This is a genomic window from Pseudoalteromonas sp. TB41, assembly GCF_000497975.1.
Taxonomy (GTDB): Bacteria; Pseudomonadota; Gammaproteobacteria; order Enterobacterales; family Alteromonadaceae; genus Pseudoalteromonas; species Pseudoalteromonas tetraodonis.
In genome coordinates, this window is the sequence record NZ_AUTH01000075.1 from 89,410 (window position 1) to 104,570 (window position 15,161).

Sequence of the window (15,161 nt, forward strand, 5' to 3'; positions counted from 1 at the left end):
AAATCCTATTGTTTTATCACTTTAAAATTAAAGCTTAGCTGTCGCGTTTGCGGCTAAACCAAGGAACGCTTACTTCATACTGCTCGACTTTGTTTTCTACGCCGAGGGTTAAAGCAAACAGTGCCATACGAATGAGTACGCCATTTTGTACTTGGCGGAATATCGCTAGATTGTCGTTAGCATTTAAGTCGTTATCAAGTTCGTTTGCCTCTAGGCGACTATCGCGAGGAAGCGGGTGCATTAATACTGAATTAGGTTTGCAATGAGTATTATAAATAGACTGGCTAATTCTAAATCCACCACGATACTTATTAGCTTCTTCTTGTGATGGAAAACGCTCTTCTTGGATTCGTGTTTGATAAACGATATCGGCTGCTAAGTTACCTTCCATTTTATCTACCAGTTCAATTTTATGACCGGCATTTTCAACCGCAGATAAAATTGAGTCAGGCATTTGCAAGCCATTAGGGGCAACCATCGAAAACTTAATGTCTTTGTAATGGCACAGTAACTTAGAGAGTGAGTGAACAGTACGGCCATATTTTAAATCGCCGACTAGCGCAATATGCATACCATCGATATTTTGATCGAAGCGGTTAAGTTCACGCTCAATAGTTAATAAATCAAGCAATGCTTGGGTAGGGTGCTCATTGGGTCCGTCACCACCGTTTATTACTGGTACGCTGCAACCTGTTGCAAATTCAGCTACCGAGCCTGAGTCAGGATGGCGCATAGCAACAGCATCAGCATAAGCTGAAATAACTCGTGCGGTATCATAAAGTGATTCGCCCTTAGCAAGCGCAGAGCTTTGCATGCCGGTGGTTTCACGAACTAGTCCACCGAGTAAGTTAAACGCAGTGCCAAAACTAACACGAGTACGTGTACTGGGTTCAAAAAACAGATTTGCTAAAATAGCGCCTTCAAGCACGTTGGTCCGCTTTTGTTTTTTAGCGTATGGCTCCATTTTTTTTGCCACAGCAAATATGCGTTCAATACAGTCTCGGTCGAGTTGATTAACAGAGAGTATATTTTCACCTTGGAAACTGAACATGGGGTTATTCCTAGTTATTCAAAAAGGCGCGATAATCCACAAAGGAGCACGCAATCGCGCGTATTATACAAACTTAGTATGCGACTTGGCAGCGTAATTTATAAGCCTTTGCTAAAAGCTTGGCTTAATAATCGCCAAAGCGACAATAACGAGTAGCGCTAAAACAGGTAGCTCGTTGAAAATACGATAAAACCGATCGCTTTTAGTATTTCTATCGTGTTTAAAATCAGCTAACAATTTGAAACAGTAGCCATGATAAATATATAAAATAATCACCAGCACGAGTTTGTAATGCAGCCACATGCTGTAACGAAACCATTCTCGGCCGTATTCAACAATAGTCAATACGCCAAATACTGCGGTAAGCACCGCAAAGGGTGTAACAAAATAAAGTAGCCGACGTTCCATTACTTTTAGCATTGAGTTACACGATTTTTCTTCACTCATAGCGTGATAAACAAAAAGTCGAGGTAGGTAAAAAATACCGGCAAACCAAGCAATCATAAAAAATACGTGCAAGGTTTTGTAGATTAATAATGCGCTCATATTGTTCTCATTATTGTTAAAGTAGACTGTTACGTATGGTTAAAATATGGTGGATTTGATCCCACCTTAGTAATCCCATAATTTGTTGATTATCTAATAAGTTATATACATAAAGTGCACCACTGCGTTTATCATTCAAAATTTCAAATGCATCTGCAAGGGTGGCTTGGCTGCTAATACCTTGTAAGCTAATGTATTTTATATTGACCGCCTGATCAGACATTAAACTTAAGTCATATTCAGCTAGGCGATAACCATTTTCTTCATCAAATACAATTAATGGTGTTTGACTGTCCATGGCATCTAGACTGTTTTTTATTTGCTCTTTATCGTCGGAGTAGAGCAGTTTAAAGTCTTCATCCATGTCATCCATCACTCCTACTTTCTGTAAGGCTTCAGTGGCGGGAGAGACATGATAGGGAAGCCCTTGAAAGTCTAATTGCTGTAAAAATATGGAGCGGTTACCAAATACCTGTAAAGCTGTAACGTAGGCGGTAGTAATGACGATCATCGCAGGCACAATAATTTCCGGTGACGAGGTCAGCTCCATTACGGTGGTCAGTGCCGCTAAGGGGGAGTGTAGTGTGGCCGCTAATAATCCTGCCATGCCCAGCACCCCGTAAGTGCCGGCTATATCGGTGCCGGGGCTAATAAATTGAGCAAAAAATGCCATTAAAGTACCGGTTAAAACGCCCAGCCCAATAACCGGACCTATCAACCCACCAGGAATACCTAAGCCAATAGCAAATAAGGTGGCTAATAACTTAGCAATTAAAATAGTGGTGAGTAGTTGAATATTTTCAGGTGACTCAACCGCAATAGTGATAGCGCTCATACCCGAGCCCATTGCTTGTGGAACTGCATAGGCAATTAAGCTGGCAATACACCCTGCAATCATTAAACGTGGAAACATACTAAGTGGTTTAAAGGTTTTAATAATTAACATTAAATTCTGATTAAAAGCATAAGCCACCGCGCCTAATCCCATGCCGCATAAAATTAAATAGGGGTAGTGCCACCCACTTAAAGGGGCAATGGTTATTAGCGCAAGTTCTGAGCCTTCACCAAATACAAACTGTGTTGCTAATGCGCCGGTAACGGCTGCAAGCATAATCGGCACAAAAATATGCACTTTGTATTCTCTGAGCACCACTTCCATTACAAAAATAACCGCAGCCAGGGGGGTGTTGAACGATGCAGCAATGCCCGCGGCAACACCACAACCACTGAGGGTACGCATAGCGTTGTGGGGTAAGTGTAGTTTATTTGCTAATATGCTTGCCCCCGCTGCTCCCATATGAACTGAGGGGCCTTCGCGGCCAACAGAAAAACCGCTGATCAGTGCCAGCGCGCCGCCTACAAACTGGTTAACCGTATTATAAAGTGGCATTTGCCCGTAATGACGTTTTATTCTGTGTATTACAAAAGGGATACCCAAGCGGTAATGTTTAAAGCCGGTAAAAGCCGCAAATGTGGCTATCAGAAGTGCAGCAATCAAAGGCATTAATACCCGTTCTAGGGTAGGGAGAGTAGTAAAGTCGTCAGGGGTTTCTAAAAATAAGCTTTGAAAAAATAAAATGGTTAGGCGAAACAGTATAATGAAAAATGCAGCAATTAATCCGGCACTTACGCCCAATAAGCATAATTGTACGGATGTTTTTGGTTTTGCTAATCGACGTCTCAGTCGCTCAAGCCACATGCTTTATTTCCCCGTAGCATTTTTAGGCGTCAAGTTTATCAAAATAGTCTAGGGAAGTCCTTGAGATTTTTAACAACCGATTAATTTAAATTAAATTTATAGTATATTGATTCACAGAACAGATTAAACGCGCATTGTTTTAATTAAAGCTTATAAACGCGAGCTTACTATACTTGATTAAAACACTCAGGTATTAGATAATCTGGTGCATTAGTATAAAGGTATTGAGGGTTATAAAATGTCTGAAGAATTACCCATTAAGTTTAGCGACGCAGCCGCTGTGCGTGTTAAACAGTTAATCGACGAAGAAGAAAACCCAGATCTAAAACTGCGTGTTTATGTCACAGGCGGTGGTTGTTCAGGTTTTCAATACGGTTTTACTTTTGATGAAAAAGCGAATCCTGGCGATTTAGAAATTGTTAAAAACGGGGTTACCTTAGTCATTGACCCAATGAGTATCCAGTATTTAGTTGACGGTGAAGTAGACTACACCGAAGGGTTAGAAGGGGCACGCTTTTTTGTCTCTAACCCTAATGCCACAACAACGTGTGGCTGTGGCGCTAGTTTTAGCGTGTAAAGATACCGTTATTTGAAAAAAAACCGCTTAATTAGCGGTTTTTTTATGTGTTTAAAATCATAACTCAGTTGGTCTGTATTCTGTTATTTGCATTATTAACACAAAAAAACCAAGTACGAATGCAGAGAAAGCTAAAATATAGATAAAGCCTTTTTTACCCTGTTTGATTGGAATTGCATAATGGCGCAAAAAAAAGTACCAGCCCAAGCATAAAATAATAGGCAGTAAAAAAAGTAGTCTAAACATGATTTAGCCTTTTTAAGCAAATAATAAGTTAATAATAAACGGCTTATATTTAAATGAAACAAAAAAGTTATAAAATATTTAACCTTATTCAGAGTTAGTAAATATTTGTTGTTAAACTTTAATCGCATAATTACTAATTAATCATTCAGATCAACGGTGAATGGTATATAATGTATCCAAGAGTGAAACGGGCAAGGTTTCATTTTTCACAATAATAAAGTGTTAATACATATTTGAGCGTTTTTATTGGTTTAATTGTAAGCGTTTACACTGCGCTTTAGTGAGTGGTTGTAGGTTTACAGTGTTGGCGATGTAAAGTGCTTAGCTATATGTATATTTAAACAACGAGTAGGAGTTGTATATGATGGGTAAAACCGTATCTTCGGAAGAAAATGCAAAATTAACAAAGTGGCTTAAAACTAAACGCCATGAAAAAGGCTACACCATGCGTAGCTTAGCGCAAATCTTGGGTACGCCACATTCTTTTATTGGTAAAATTGAAAATCAGGAACGTCGTTTAGATGTAATTGAGTTTGTTCGCTACTGTAATGCATTAGAAGTCGACCCGTATGAAGCATTAAGCTTAATTAAAGCTGACTAACGCTTTCTTTTTGGCTGTAATCGTAAAGTTAAATTAGCGTCTACAGCCAATACTAGTGCAGGGATGCATTAGGTATTTTTATGATAATTTTGCTCTAGTGAATATAGTTTGTGCCTAATTAGAAATAAAAACACTAATGAGGGTAAAACCATAAGCGCAGTTAATACAAAGAACAATGACCAATTCCCCATTAGCCAATCATCAATAACCACGCCACTGTAACTCGATAATAACGTACGCCCTAAATTACCCAATGATGCCAATAGCGCATAATGGGTGGCGCTAAATGCTCTGTCACACAGCATAGATATAAAAGCAACCATTGCCACTAAAGACCAAGCTTGGGTAAAGCCATCAACTACAATTGCCATTGCATATAAGTGCTCTTGTGGACCAGCTAAGGCAATCCAAGAAAACATTAAGTTAGATGCTGCCATGGCTACGCCACTAATAAATAAGCCTTTCACAATGCCATATTTATGGTTAAAAATACTGCCCAAAAAGGCAAATACAATGGTGATTAACCCCGTGCCGAGTTTTGAGTAATTTGCTATTTGCGTATTACTAAAGCCAACTTCTTTATAAAATACAATCGACATCCGCGCTAAAAATGCTTCACCAATCTTAAATAAGAAAATAAACGCCAGCAGCGCCAACGCGGTTTTAACGCCATTTTTAGCAAAAAAGGTTTTAAACGGATCAACCACGGTAACGCCTAGCCATGCGAGCGTTTTTGTCAGTGGTGTTTGTTTAGTTGCGGCGAGTTTTTCAAGATAAACACGTTCTAGTTCGGCATGTACGGCTTCGCGATTTGATTGTGGCTCTTTAGCCCAAAATACACAGCTAATTAATAACAGCATAATCGCGGATAAAAAATAATACACCTGTGGCCAGTCAATATTTGGCATATCAGCCATGTAAAAAGGCACAGCTCCTAATAAAGCATAGCCAGTCCACCAACCTGAGGTGGCCATTGCAGCAGCCGCGGTGGCTTTGTGAGATTCATTTTCACTAAGGGTGTCTATTCGAAAGGCGTCAATTGCAATATCTTGCGTGGCAGAGGCTATGGCGATTAACAAGCAAAGTGCGGCGGCAACCGCTAGGTTTGCTTTCAAATCAAGTCCTGCAAGTAGCAATGTGCCAAGCAAAATAAAGCTTTGGCAAAACAGTATCCAACTACGGCGCTGACCAAGCCAATTATATAAAAAGGGCAGTTTAGTGCGGTCGATTAAAGGTGACCATAAAAAGTTGATGCTGTAGGCACCAAACACAATGCCAAATAGGCCAATCATGCTGCGGCTCAAACCTTCATCTTTAAGCCATGCCGACATTACTGAGCCAATTAATACCCACGGAAAGCCACTGCTCATTCCAAATATAAAAACATTAATCAAACGTTTATCTTTAAAATAAGAAAAGTATTCGCTAACAGAAAGTGTGCTATTCATAGGGGCTCATTGGCTTATACAAAGAGCAGCTAAGGCTGCTCTTATTAAAAAAGTTATAAAGGAACTTGCTCAAGCACCTTAATATTTAATATAACGACCGGTTTTTCGGGTACAAAGTTGTAGCCAATTTTGTCATTAAATCCGGTTTTTACAGCCATGATTTTATCGAGTGTTTCATAGCCTTCCATCACACTGCCAAACACTGCAAATCCCCAATCACGGCCAGGGTTTAAATGATCGTTATCATCCATATTAAAAAAGAACTGACGCGTTCCTGAGTGTGGTTCACGGTCTTGATAAGCCATCGCAATGCTATACATATCGTTTGTTAAGCCGTTACCGCTTTCATTAAAAATAGGGGCGTTTTCATGTAGACCATCGTAATCTTTATCATAACCACCGCCTTGAATTACAAAGTCACGATCATTTTCTACGTCGCGTTCTACACGATGAAACACACTGCCTTGATAGCTTTTATCCGACACGTACGTTAAAAAATTATTGACCGTAATAGGAGCTCTTGAGCGGTCTAATTCAACCACAATGCTGCCCAACGATGTCACAATTTCTACCCGAGGAAAAATGTTATCTTTTTGCACAAAACGACCCTCTTGAGCCGCTAAGCTACTAACGCTAAATAATAAGCTTACGCAGATTAAAAAAAGTTGCTTCATTGTTAACCTTCTAAAAATGCAATTAATTCTGGGTCAGATACAATGCGGGTAATTAACTGCTCAGTCAACTTATTGAGCTGACCTTCAACTTTTGCCCTATCGTGACCAAGCGGGCCAGATAAATTAGCATTACCGCTGTAGCGTTTACTAAAATTACTGGTCGGGCGAATCACCCGCACTTCAAATTCAATCTTGGCTTCACTGGTATGGCTCATTAGCGTTTCTGTAACTACCGCTTGCAGCGTGCGAATATCTAACTCAAAACGCAATTGCGCTAAATTAGAAATGCTAGCGCCATTGCGACTCAGTGCACTGTCTAGCGCACTTTTAACCGATTCAGTAATACCCGTACTGGCAATGGTTTTGGTTTTGCTCGATTCAATTAGCTTTAAGGTTGCACTGTCACCACGTAAATCAATCACGCTGGTGTTTAAGCTGCTGTTTATTGAGCTTATTTGACCACTTTTATACACAGGGTTGAGAATAAGCTGATTAGGCTGATTGGCACACCCCGAAAAAAACACTAATGTACAACAGCTCAATAATGCTTTTAAGAGTTTCATTTATAACGTCCCACTATTTTTAGTTGCGCTGAGTACCACAAACTTTTTATTAGAGCCTAATAAAGTACAGTTACCAAACATACGGTTTAGTTTGTCGTGGTAATCTAGATGGCGGTTACCAATAATACGCAGCTCGCCACCTTCTTTTAATGTGTCTTTTGCTTGCTTGAACATTTGCCATGCTATGTGGTCGGTAACCGCTTGTGCTTGGTGAAATGGCGGATTACACAATACAATATCAGCGCTTTCACGTTCAAAGTCAGTTAAACAATCATTCTCTATAAAGGTACATTGTTCAAACTTGTCTTCCATGTTGAGCTCAATGTTGAGTCGAGCTGATTCAACCGCCATATATGACTCATCAACAAAACTAATATGAGCATTAGGACAGCGCGCTAATGTCATTAAACCAACTACGCCATTGCCACAGCCTAAATCAATAATATTTTTGGCTTTATTTGTTTGTGGCAAATAATTAAAAAAGAATCGCGCACCAATATCAAGTGAATCACGTGAAAACACATTGGCATGATTGCTTATTGTAAAATCAGTGCCTTCGAGCGGCCAGCTCACTGGGAAATCTGCACCTTTATAACCGCCAGCGGCTTGGCTAATAATTAAACGTGATTTTTTTACTGCGAGGCTTGTTTTCGTCTCACCAATAAAATCTTCAAATGCTTTAATCGTAGAGTTATGCACGTCTTTAGTTTTTGCAGCACCAATAACCGGTGTACCGGGCGCCAGTACTTCGCTTAATTCAGATAGCTGATACTGTAAAAAAGCCAACGTGCGTGGTACTTTTACCAACACTAGGTCTACTTGTTCGGGCAAAGCCGATAAACTATCAAGCTGGCTAAACGCAGTTGTTGCGATTTTGTTTTGCGCTAAGTTATAAGCCGCCGCCTGATGGCTAATATAAGAGTCGTTTACTGAACAAACTGTTAATTGTTGCTTGCTAAAGTAACAGCTAAGTGCACCAAAGCTGTCGTTTAAGATCAGTAAAGAGCGACAATCAGGGTAGTGTTCATTAACATAGTCAATGAGGTATTCGTCTGCTGAATCCCACGCTTGTAAGCTGCGGTTTTTTTGATCCAAAGGAAAGCGTTCAAGAGTAAAGGTGTTATCGCCGAGCGTAGCTTGCGTAGTCATAATAGTTTAATGATCGGTAATCAAATGATAGGTAAATTCTAACATGCAACCGCCAAACGCCAACCCCCAACTGTTACCAAATGGCTTTTCTTATCAAAGTAGGGTGCTTAGTGCGCAAAAAAGCCTCGATTTATTTTATTATTTGCAGCAAAACTTAAATTGGCAACAACCAAATATCACGGTGTTTGGCAAAACGGGGCCAATACCAAGGCTGCAATGTTTTATCAGCGAAGAGAATCTTGAGTACGGCTATTCTGGGCATAAACTCGATTTAGAGCCTTGGCCAGACGTATTACTTGCTATGCGAACACGATTAGAAAATCACCTACAGCAACCGTTTAATTCAATTTTGGTTAATTATTATCGTGATGGCCACGATAGCATGGGCTGGCATAGCGATGATGAGACGCAGCTAGGGCCTGAGCCTACAATAGCCTGTGTATCGCTTGGCGCAGAGCGATTATTTAAACTTAAACACAAAGTAAGTAACAGCATTACTAACATTAAATTACAAAGTGGTAGCTGTTTAATAATGAGCGGCCAAAGCCAACAAAATTACCAGCATGCATTGCCCAAACAAACAACGCTTAAACACCCTCGAATAAGTTTGACGTTTCGCTATATTAATAATAGTTTCAGTTAAATAGCATTAGCCATGGTATAGCCGCAGTTGTTATAGTAAGGACATAACTGAATTTTGAGGATGGTTTTTATGTCAATGCAAGAACAAATACGTAACAAGCTAGCCGATGCGATTGCGTGCAAGCATTTAAATGTGATCAACGAAAGCCATATGCACAGTGCAGGCACTGAATCACACTTTAAAGTGATTGTAGTTAGTGAGGAATTTGCTGGTAAGCGATTATTGCAGCGTCATCGTGAAATTAACGAAATTTTAAAAGATGAGTTAGCAAATCATATTCATGCGCTTGCGATGCACACTTACACCCCTGAAGAATTTACCGAGCACGACGGTGAGGCACCGCAATCACCTAATTGCATGGGCGGCTCAAAAGTTGGATAACAGGTAATAGTGGATTGGTTTGAGCAGTGAGTAACTGATCAGATCAGTTTTTTTTGTTTTAGCCTTTAAACTAGCGCTAATTTTTATTGTAAAAGATATAGGATGATCAATGGTCATTAAGCCTAAAATTCGCGGATTTATCTGCACCAATGCACACCCAGTAGGCTGTGCAGAGCATGTACAAGAACAAATTAATTATGTTAAGCAGCAAGGGGCATTAAAAAATGCACCTAAAAATGTATTAGTTATTGGTGCGTCTACAGGTTATGGCTTAGCGTCTCGCATTACCGCTGCATTTGGAGGTGGCGCTAAAACATTAGGTGTTTTCTTTGAAAAAGAAGGCACTGAGCGTAAAACAGGTTCTGCGGGTTGGTATAATACGGCGGCGTTTCAAGCAGCCGCTGAAGCTGAAGGTTTATGGTCAAAAAATATTAATGGTGATGCGTTTTCTAACGAAATTAAACAAAAAACAATCGACACCATTAAAGCTGAATTAGGTAAAGTTGACTGTATTATTTACAGCTTAGCGTCACCTCGTCGTACTGATCCAAATACCGGCGAAGTGTTTTCTTCAACGCTTAAGCCAATTGGTAATGCGGTAACCACTAAAAACTTAAATACGTCAAAGCGTGAAATTGATGAAGTAACTGTTGAAGCGGCAAACCAAGACGATATCGACAACACCATTAAAGTAATGGGTGGCGAAGATTGGGAAATGTGGATTGACGCACTTAAAGAAGCGGATGTATTAGCAGATAACTTTAAAACCACGGCTTACACTTATATTGGTAAAGAACTAACGTGGCCAATTTACGGTCATGCAACAATTGGTAAAGCCAAAGAAGATTTAGACCGTGCCACTGCTGCTATTAAAGCTGCTACCCAAGATTTAAATGGTGAAGCCTACGTTTCATCGCTTAATGCGGTTGTTACTCAAGCAAGCTCTGCAATTCCAATTATGCCACTTTATATTTCTGCCTTATTTAAAGTGATGAAGGCTGATGGCACTTACGAGGGCACAATTGAGCAAATTCATGCGCTATTTAGTGAGAACTTATACGGTGATTCACCTCGCTTTGACGAGGGCGGGCATTTATTCCAAAACTATAAAGAACTGGAAGATGACGTTCAATCTCGCGTTCAAGCCATTTGGGATAGTGTAGATACAAACTCAATTGATGAGTTAACCGATTATATTGGTTACCATAATGAATTTTTACGCTTGTTTGGTTTTGGTATTGACGCGGTTGATTATGAACAAGATGTAAATCCTGTTGCACCTATTGCCAATATGATTGACTAACTTGTCGCTGATAGCGCATTTTTGAAAAAGTCGCCTTGTGCGGCTTTTTTGTTTTTTAGCTTTGATTTGAAAAAATATTTGCTAATTGTTGGCTAATTTACCACTTTGGTCTAGCTTGTATTTTATTAATTGTTAATTACAAAACTAAATAAACGTTTCTCTCGTATAATTTTCATAAATACACTCGCATAGTCAGCCACAATAATGTTAAAATCAAAGCAATATGTGAGGAGTTTTACTGCGCTGCTTGTTTGGTATTTATAGCGAGTCATTTTATATAGCTTGCAATAATACAAATAGCGGCGTGGTTAGTACGATTTTTCAGTTTCTTTCCGTTAATGTAGTGCAAGTGCGTATGATCAATATAAAAAAAGGTCTGGATTTACCCTTAGAGGGCGCACCTCAGCAAGTTATTCATGATGGTTCTGCCGTCAAACGTGTAGCTGTGCTAGGTGAAGAGTTTATCGGTATGCGTCCAACCATGCATGTTCGTGTGGATGACCAAGTCAAAAAAGGCCAGGTACTTTTTGAAGATAAAAAGAACCCAGGCGTATTATTTACTGCACCAGCTTCTGGTACAGTAAAAGAAATTAATCGCGGTGCTAAACGTGTTCTGCAATCTGTTGTTATTGAAGTAAACGGCAGTGAGCAAATCACCTTTGGTTCTTTCTCGGAAACTGAGCTTAACAGCTTAGACCGTGAAAAAGCTAAAGAAGTACTAGTTCAATCGGGTCAATGGGTAGCACTTCGTGCTCGTCCATTTAGTAAAGTGGCAGCGTTGGATGCAAATCCGAGCTCTATTTTTGTGACAGCTATCGATACCAATCCACTTGCTGCAGATCCTGCAGTAATTATTGCTGAAAATGCGAAAGCGTTTGAAGCAGGTTTGGCTGTTGTGTCACGTTTAACCGATGGCAAAGTATTTGTTTGTAAGCAAGCAGGTAGTCAAGTTCCTAGTTCACCTATTGCTCAAGTAGAAGTACATGAGTTTGGTGGCGTGCATCCGGCTGGCCTTGTTGGCACTCATATCCATCATCTTGACCCAGTATCTGCTAGTAAGCAAGTTTGGCACATTGGTTACCAAGACGTTATTGCGTATGGTCACCTTTTCCTTACTGGTGAAATTTACACAGACCGTGTGATTTCGCTTGCAGGTCCGCGTGTTAAGAATCCTCGTTTAGTGAAAACACAATTAGGTGCTTCACTTGATGACTTAGTTGCAGGTGAATTAGAAGACGGTGATAACCGTGTTATTTCTGGTTCTGTACTTGCAGGTGCTACGTCGTCTGGCGTTCATGCATTTTTAGGTCGTTACCATGTTCAAGTATCTGTATTACTTGAAGGTCGCGAAAAAGAATTTTTTGGCTGGATTGCACCAGGTAGTGATAAATTCTCTGTAACGCGTACATTCTTGTCTCACCTTACACCGAGTCGTTTATTTAAAATGACAACGTCTACGGGTGGTTCAAAACGTGCCATGGTTCCACTTGGAAGCTATGAGCGTGTTATGCCACTTGATATTTTGCCAACGCTCTTATTACGTGACTTATTGTCTCGTGATTTAGACAGTGCAATTTCATTAGGTGCGCTTGAATTAGATGAAGAAGATTTAGCGTTATGCACCTTCGTTTGTCCTGGCAAATACGAGTACGGCGCAGCCCTACGCGATTGCTTAACTACGATCGAGAAGGAAGGCTAAAATGGGCTTAAAAACTTTCTTAGAAGATATCGAACCGCATTTTGAACCAGGTGGTAAGCATGAGAAATGGTACGCGCTGTATGAAGCCGCTGCGACTATTTTTTACACGCCAGGTTACGTAAACAAAGGTTCAACTCACGTTCGTGATAACATCGACCTAAAACGCATGATGATTTTAGTGTGGATGGCGACGTTCCCTGCCATGTTCTTTGGTATGTTCAATATTGGTCATCAAGCGGCAATCGCGCTTGGTAATGGTTTTGAACTAGCTAACATTTGGCAAGTAGGTTTATTCCAGTTATTAGGCGGTGAGTTAACCGTTGATGCTGGTTGGGGCGCAAAAATGTTCTACGGAGCATGTTTCTTCCTACCTATTTATGCAACAACCTTTATTGTCGGTGGTTTTTGGGAAGTATTGTTTGCTTCTGTGCGTAAGCATGAAGTAAATGAAGGCTTCTTCGTAACCTCTGTATTATTCGCATTAATCCTGCCTGCAACGATTCCTTTATGGCAAGTTGCGCTAGGTATTACTTTTGGTGTAGTTATCGCAAAAGAAATATTTGGTGGTACAGGTCGTAACTTCTTAAACCCTGCGCTTGCTGGTCGTGCGTTTTTATTCTTCGCATACCCTGCACAAATTTCAGGTGACACAGTATGGACTGCCGTAGATTCATTCTCTGGCGCGACTATGCTTGGTCAAGCGTTTGCTGGTACGTTAAATTACGCGACTGATATTGAGCTTTGGTGGAATGCGTTTTACGGATTCATTCAAGGTTCTATGGGTGAAACGTCTACACTAGCTGTACTTATTGGTGGTTTATTCCTAATTTACGTGCGCATCGCGTCTTGGCGTATCGTGCTAGGTGTATTCCTAGGTATGGTAGTAACCTCATCAATACTAAATACTATTGGTTCTGAAACCAATGCTATGTTTGCTATGCCTTGGTACTGGCATATGGTATTAGGTGGTTTTGCATTCGGTATGTTCTTTATGGCAACTGACCCTGTATCTGCTGCATTCACTGATAAAGGTAAATTAGCATACGGTGCGCTTATTGGCTTTATGGTTATCATGATCCGTGTTGTTAACCCTGCATACCCAGAGGGCATCATGCTAGCAATCTTATTTGCTAACTTGTTTGCACCTTTATTCGATCACTTTGTAGTGCAAGCTAATATCAAGCGGAGGTTGGCACGTAATGTCTAGTAATAACGAATCAATTGGCAAAACGCTAGCTGTTGTTGTCTCATTATGTTTAGTGTGTGCAGTTATTGTATCGCTAACATCTGTACAACTTCGCCCTCTGCAAAAAGCAAATAAAGCAAAAGATATTCAAAGCAATATCTTAGCTGCTGCTGGTATTGGCAAAGTTGATAACGTTGCAGAAACGTTTGAAGCTAAAATCGAAACCCGCTTTGTTGATATGCAAAGTGGTGAGTTTGCTGAGCCGGTAGAAGATTTCGACTTTGAAAAAAGCAAATATGATGCTGATTTAAGCAAGTCTCTTAAAGAGAATGGTATTAAGGACATCGCCGGTATTCAACGTATTACCAAGCGTGCGCCTGTTTACATCTCTAAAAAAGACGATGGCTCTACTGATGCAATCATCCTTCCTATTCAGGGTTATGGTTTATGGGGTTTAATGTACGGTTTTATCTCGCTTGAAAGCGATGGCGAAACTATTAAAGACATTATTTTCTACAAACATAACGAAACACCTGGTTTAGGTGGTGAAATTCAAAACCCACAGTGGACTGCAACGTGGGAAGGTAAAGAGTTACCAATCCAAATCGTTAAAGGGACTGCAGCCGGTGATGAGCATAAGATCGACGGTCTTTCAGGTGCTACATTAACGTCTAACGGTGTTGACCATGCAGTTGATTTTTGGACTGGCGAAAATGGCTTTGGCCCTTTCCTTGCGAAAGTACGTAAAGGAGCATTGAACTAATGGCTGATACTAAAGAAATGAAGGCGGTCCTATTCGGTCCAGTTTTCGCTAACAACCCAATCGCATTACAAGTACTTGGTATTTGTTCTGCGCTAGCGGTAACGTCTAGCTTAAAAAATGCATTAATCATGTCAATTGCATTGACCTTGGTAACTGCATTCTCTAGCCTTTTTATCTCGACTATTCGTAACCATATCCCATCATCAGTACGTATCATCGTACAGATGACGATTATTGCATCATTAGTAATCGTGGTTGACCAAGTACTACAAGCTTTCTCTTACGCTACGGCAAAAGAGTTATCAGTATTCGTTGGTCTAATCATTACTAACTGTATCGTAATGGGTCGTGCTGAAGCTTATGCAATGAAGTCGCCGCCATTAATGTCTTTCCTTGATGGTATAGGTAATGGCTTAGGTTACTCTGTAGTGCTACTTACTGTTGGCTTTATTCGTGAGTTATTCGGTAAAGGTTCACTGTTCGGTGTTGATATTATTCCATTAGTACAAAATGGTGGTTGGTACCAACCTATGGGTCTATTGATCTTACCACCGAGTGCATTCTTCATCATTGGTTTATTCATTTGGGTACTTCGTACTTATAAGAAAGACCAAGTAGAAGCTAAAGCGTAA

The 15,161-nt window shown here is 40.2% G+C and carries 17 protein-coding genes; 9 read left to right on the plus strand and 8 right to left on the minus strand.

What is annotated here, in order from left to right; translation table 11 throughout:
* Positions 1 to 34 precede the first annotated feature (34 nt).
* The 3 genes from L641_RS0110700 to L641_RS0110710 all read right to left on the minus strand — a co-directional run bounded on the left by L641_RS0110700 (position 35) and on the right by L641_RS0110710 (position 3,296).
* Positions 35 to 1,051, minus strand: coding sequence for an aspartate carbamoyltransferase (locus L641_RS0110700; protein WP_013464336.1), 1,017 nt, complete (start codon positions 1,049 to 1,051; stop codon positions 35 to 37).
* Between the two features lie 111 nt (positions 1,052 to 1,162).
* The gene (locus L641_RS0110705; RefSeq protein WP_010391077.1) at positions 1,163 to 1,597 is read right to left on the minus strand and encodes a CopD family protein; all 435 of its coding nucleotides are present in this window, start codon (positions 1,595 to 1,597) and stop codon (positions 1,163 to 1,165) included.
* A gap of 16 nt (positions 1,598 to 1,613) precedes the next feature.
* A complete protein-coding gene (locus tag L641_RS0110710; RefSeq protein WP_016899367.1) occupies positions 1,614 to 3,296 on the minus strand; it encodes a chloride channel protein in 1,683 nt (560 codons plus the stop codon).
* 238 nt (positions 3,297 to 3,534) lie between these two features.
* On the opposite strand from L641_RS0110710, the gene erpA reads away from it, so the two are divergent.
* A complete protein-coding gene (gene erpA / locus L641_RS0110715; RefSeq protein ID WP_002958911.1) occupies positions 3,535 to 3,873 on the plus strand; it encodes an iron-sulfur cluster insertion protein ErpA in 339 nt (112 codons plus the stop codon).
* A 57-nt stretch (positions 3,874 to 3,930) separates the two neighbouring features.
* On the opposite strand, the gene L641_RS23580 is transcribed toward erpA, so the two are convergent.
* Positions 3,931 to 4,119, minus strand: a complete 189-nt coding sequence (locus L641_RS23580; RefSeq protein WP_013464338.1) for a hypothetical protein — start codon at positions 4,117 to 4,119, stop codon at positions 3,931 to 3,933.
* 361 nt (positions 4,120 to 4,480) lie between these two features.
* Between L641_RS23580 and L641_RS0110725 the strand changes: the two genes are divergently transcribed.
* Positions 4,481 to 4,720, plus strand: a complete 240-nt coding sequence (locus L641_RS0110725) for a helix-turn-helix transcriptional regulator (RefSeq protein WP_008111877.1) — start codon at positions 4,481 to 4,483, stop codon at positions 4,718 to 4,720.
* A gap of 68 nt (positions 4,721 to 4,788) precedes the next feature.
* On the opposite strand, the gene L641_RS0110730 is transcribed toward L641_RS0110725, so the two are convergent.
* The 4 genes from L641_RS0110730 to L641_RS0110745 are packed head-to-tail and all read right to left on the minus strand — an operon-like array spanning position 4,789 to position 8,554.
* A complete protein-coding gene (locus tag L641_RS0110730; RefSeq protein WP_016899368.1) occupies positions 4,789 to 6,168 on the minus strand; it encodes an MFS transporter in 1,380 nt (459 codons plus the stop codon).
* 53 nt (positions 6,169 to 6,221) lie between these two features.
* Positions 6,222 to 6,842 carry a peptidylprolyl isomerase gene (locus L641_RS0110735; RefSeq protein ID WP_024601883.1) on the minus strand — a complete coding sequence of 207 codons (621 nt, stop codon included), beginning with the start codon at positions 6,840 to 6,842 and terminating at the stop codon, positions 6,222 to 6,224.
* A 2-nt stretch (positions 6,843 to 6,844) separates the two neighbouring features.
* Positions 6,845 to 7,405 carry a YajG family lipoprotein gene (locus L641_RS0110740; protein ID WP_024601884.1) on the minus strand — a complete coding sequence of 187 codons (561 nt, stop codon included), beginning with the start codon at positions 7,403 to 7,405 and terminating at the stop codon, positions 6,845 to 6,847.
* Positions 7,406 to 8,554, minus strand: coding sequence for a methyltransferase (locus L641_RS0110745; protein WP_013464343.1), 1,149 nt, complete (start codon positions 8,552 to 8,554; stop codon positions 7,406 to 7,408). It abuts the gene before it with no gap.
* A 43-nt stretch (positions 8,555 to 8,597) separates the two neighbouring features.
* On the opposite strand from L641_RS0110745, the gene L641_RS0110750 reads away from it, so the two are divergent.
* The 7 genes from L641_RS0110750 (at position 8,598) to L641_RS0110785 (ending at position 15,161) form a co-directional block, all read left to right on the plus strand.
* A complete protein-coding gene (locus tag L641_RS0110750) occupies positions 8,598 to 9,197 on the plus strand; it encodes an alpha-ketoglutarate-dependent dioxygenase AlkB (RefSeq protein ID WP_024601885.1) in 600 nt (199 codons plus the stop codon).
* A 69-nt stretch (positions 9,198 to 9,266) separates the two neighbouring features.
* Positions 9,267 to 9,578 (plus strand): BolA family protein, encoded by a 312-nt coding sequence (locus tag L641_RS0110755; protein ID WP_024601886.1) that lies wholly within the window; start codon positions 9,267 to 9,269, stop codon positions 9,576 to 9,578.
* Between the two features lie 109 nt (positions 9,579 to 9,687).
* Entirely contained in the window at positions 9,688 to 10,881 is a 1,194-nt protein-coding gene (gene fabV, locus L641_RS0110760; protein WP_024601887.1) for an enoyl-ACP reductase FabV, read from the plus strand.
* A 355-nt stretch (positions 10,882 to 11,236) separates the two neighbouring features.
* Entirely contained in the window at positions 11,237 to 12,580 is a 1,344-nt protein-coding gene (locus L641_RS0110770) for a Na(+)-translocating NADH-quinone reductase subunit A (protein WP_024601888.1), read from the plus strand.
* 1 nt (position 12,581) lies between these two features.
* The gene (locus L641_RS0110775; protein ID WP_008111893.1) at positions 12,582 to 13,787 is read left to right on the plus strand and encodes an NADH:ubiquinone reductase (Na(+)-transporting) subunit B; all 1,206 of its coding nucleotides are present in this window, start codon (positions 12,582 to 12,584) and stop codon (positions 13,785 to 13,787) included.
* On the plus strand, positions 13,780 to 14,529 hold the full coding sequence (locus L641_RS0110780; RefSeq protein ID WP_024601889.1) for a Na(+)-translocating NADH-quinone reductase subunit C: 750 nt from the start codon (positions 13,780 to 13,782) through the stop codon (positions 14,527 to 14,529). Before L641_RS0110775 ends, L641_RS0110780 begins: the two co-directional genes overlap by 8 nt.
* A complete protein-coding gene (locus L641_RS0110785) occupies positions 14,529 to 15,161 on the plus strand; it encodes an NADH:ubiquinone reductase (Na(+)-transporting) subunit D (RefSeq protein WP_006791491.1) in 633 nt (210 codons plus the stop codon). Before L641_RS0110780 ends, L641_RS0110785 begins: the two co-directional genes overlap by 1 nt.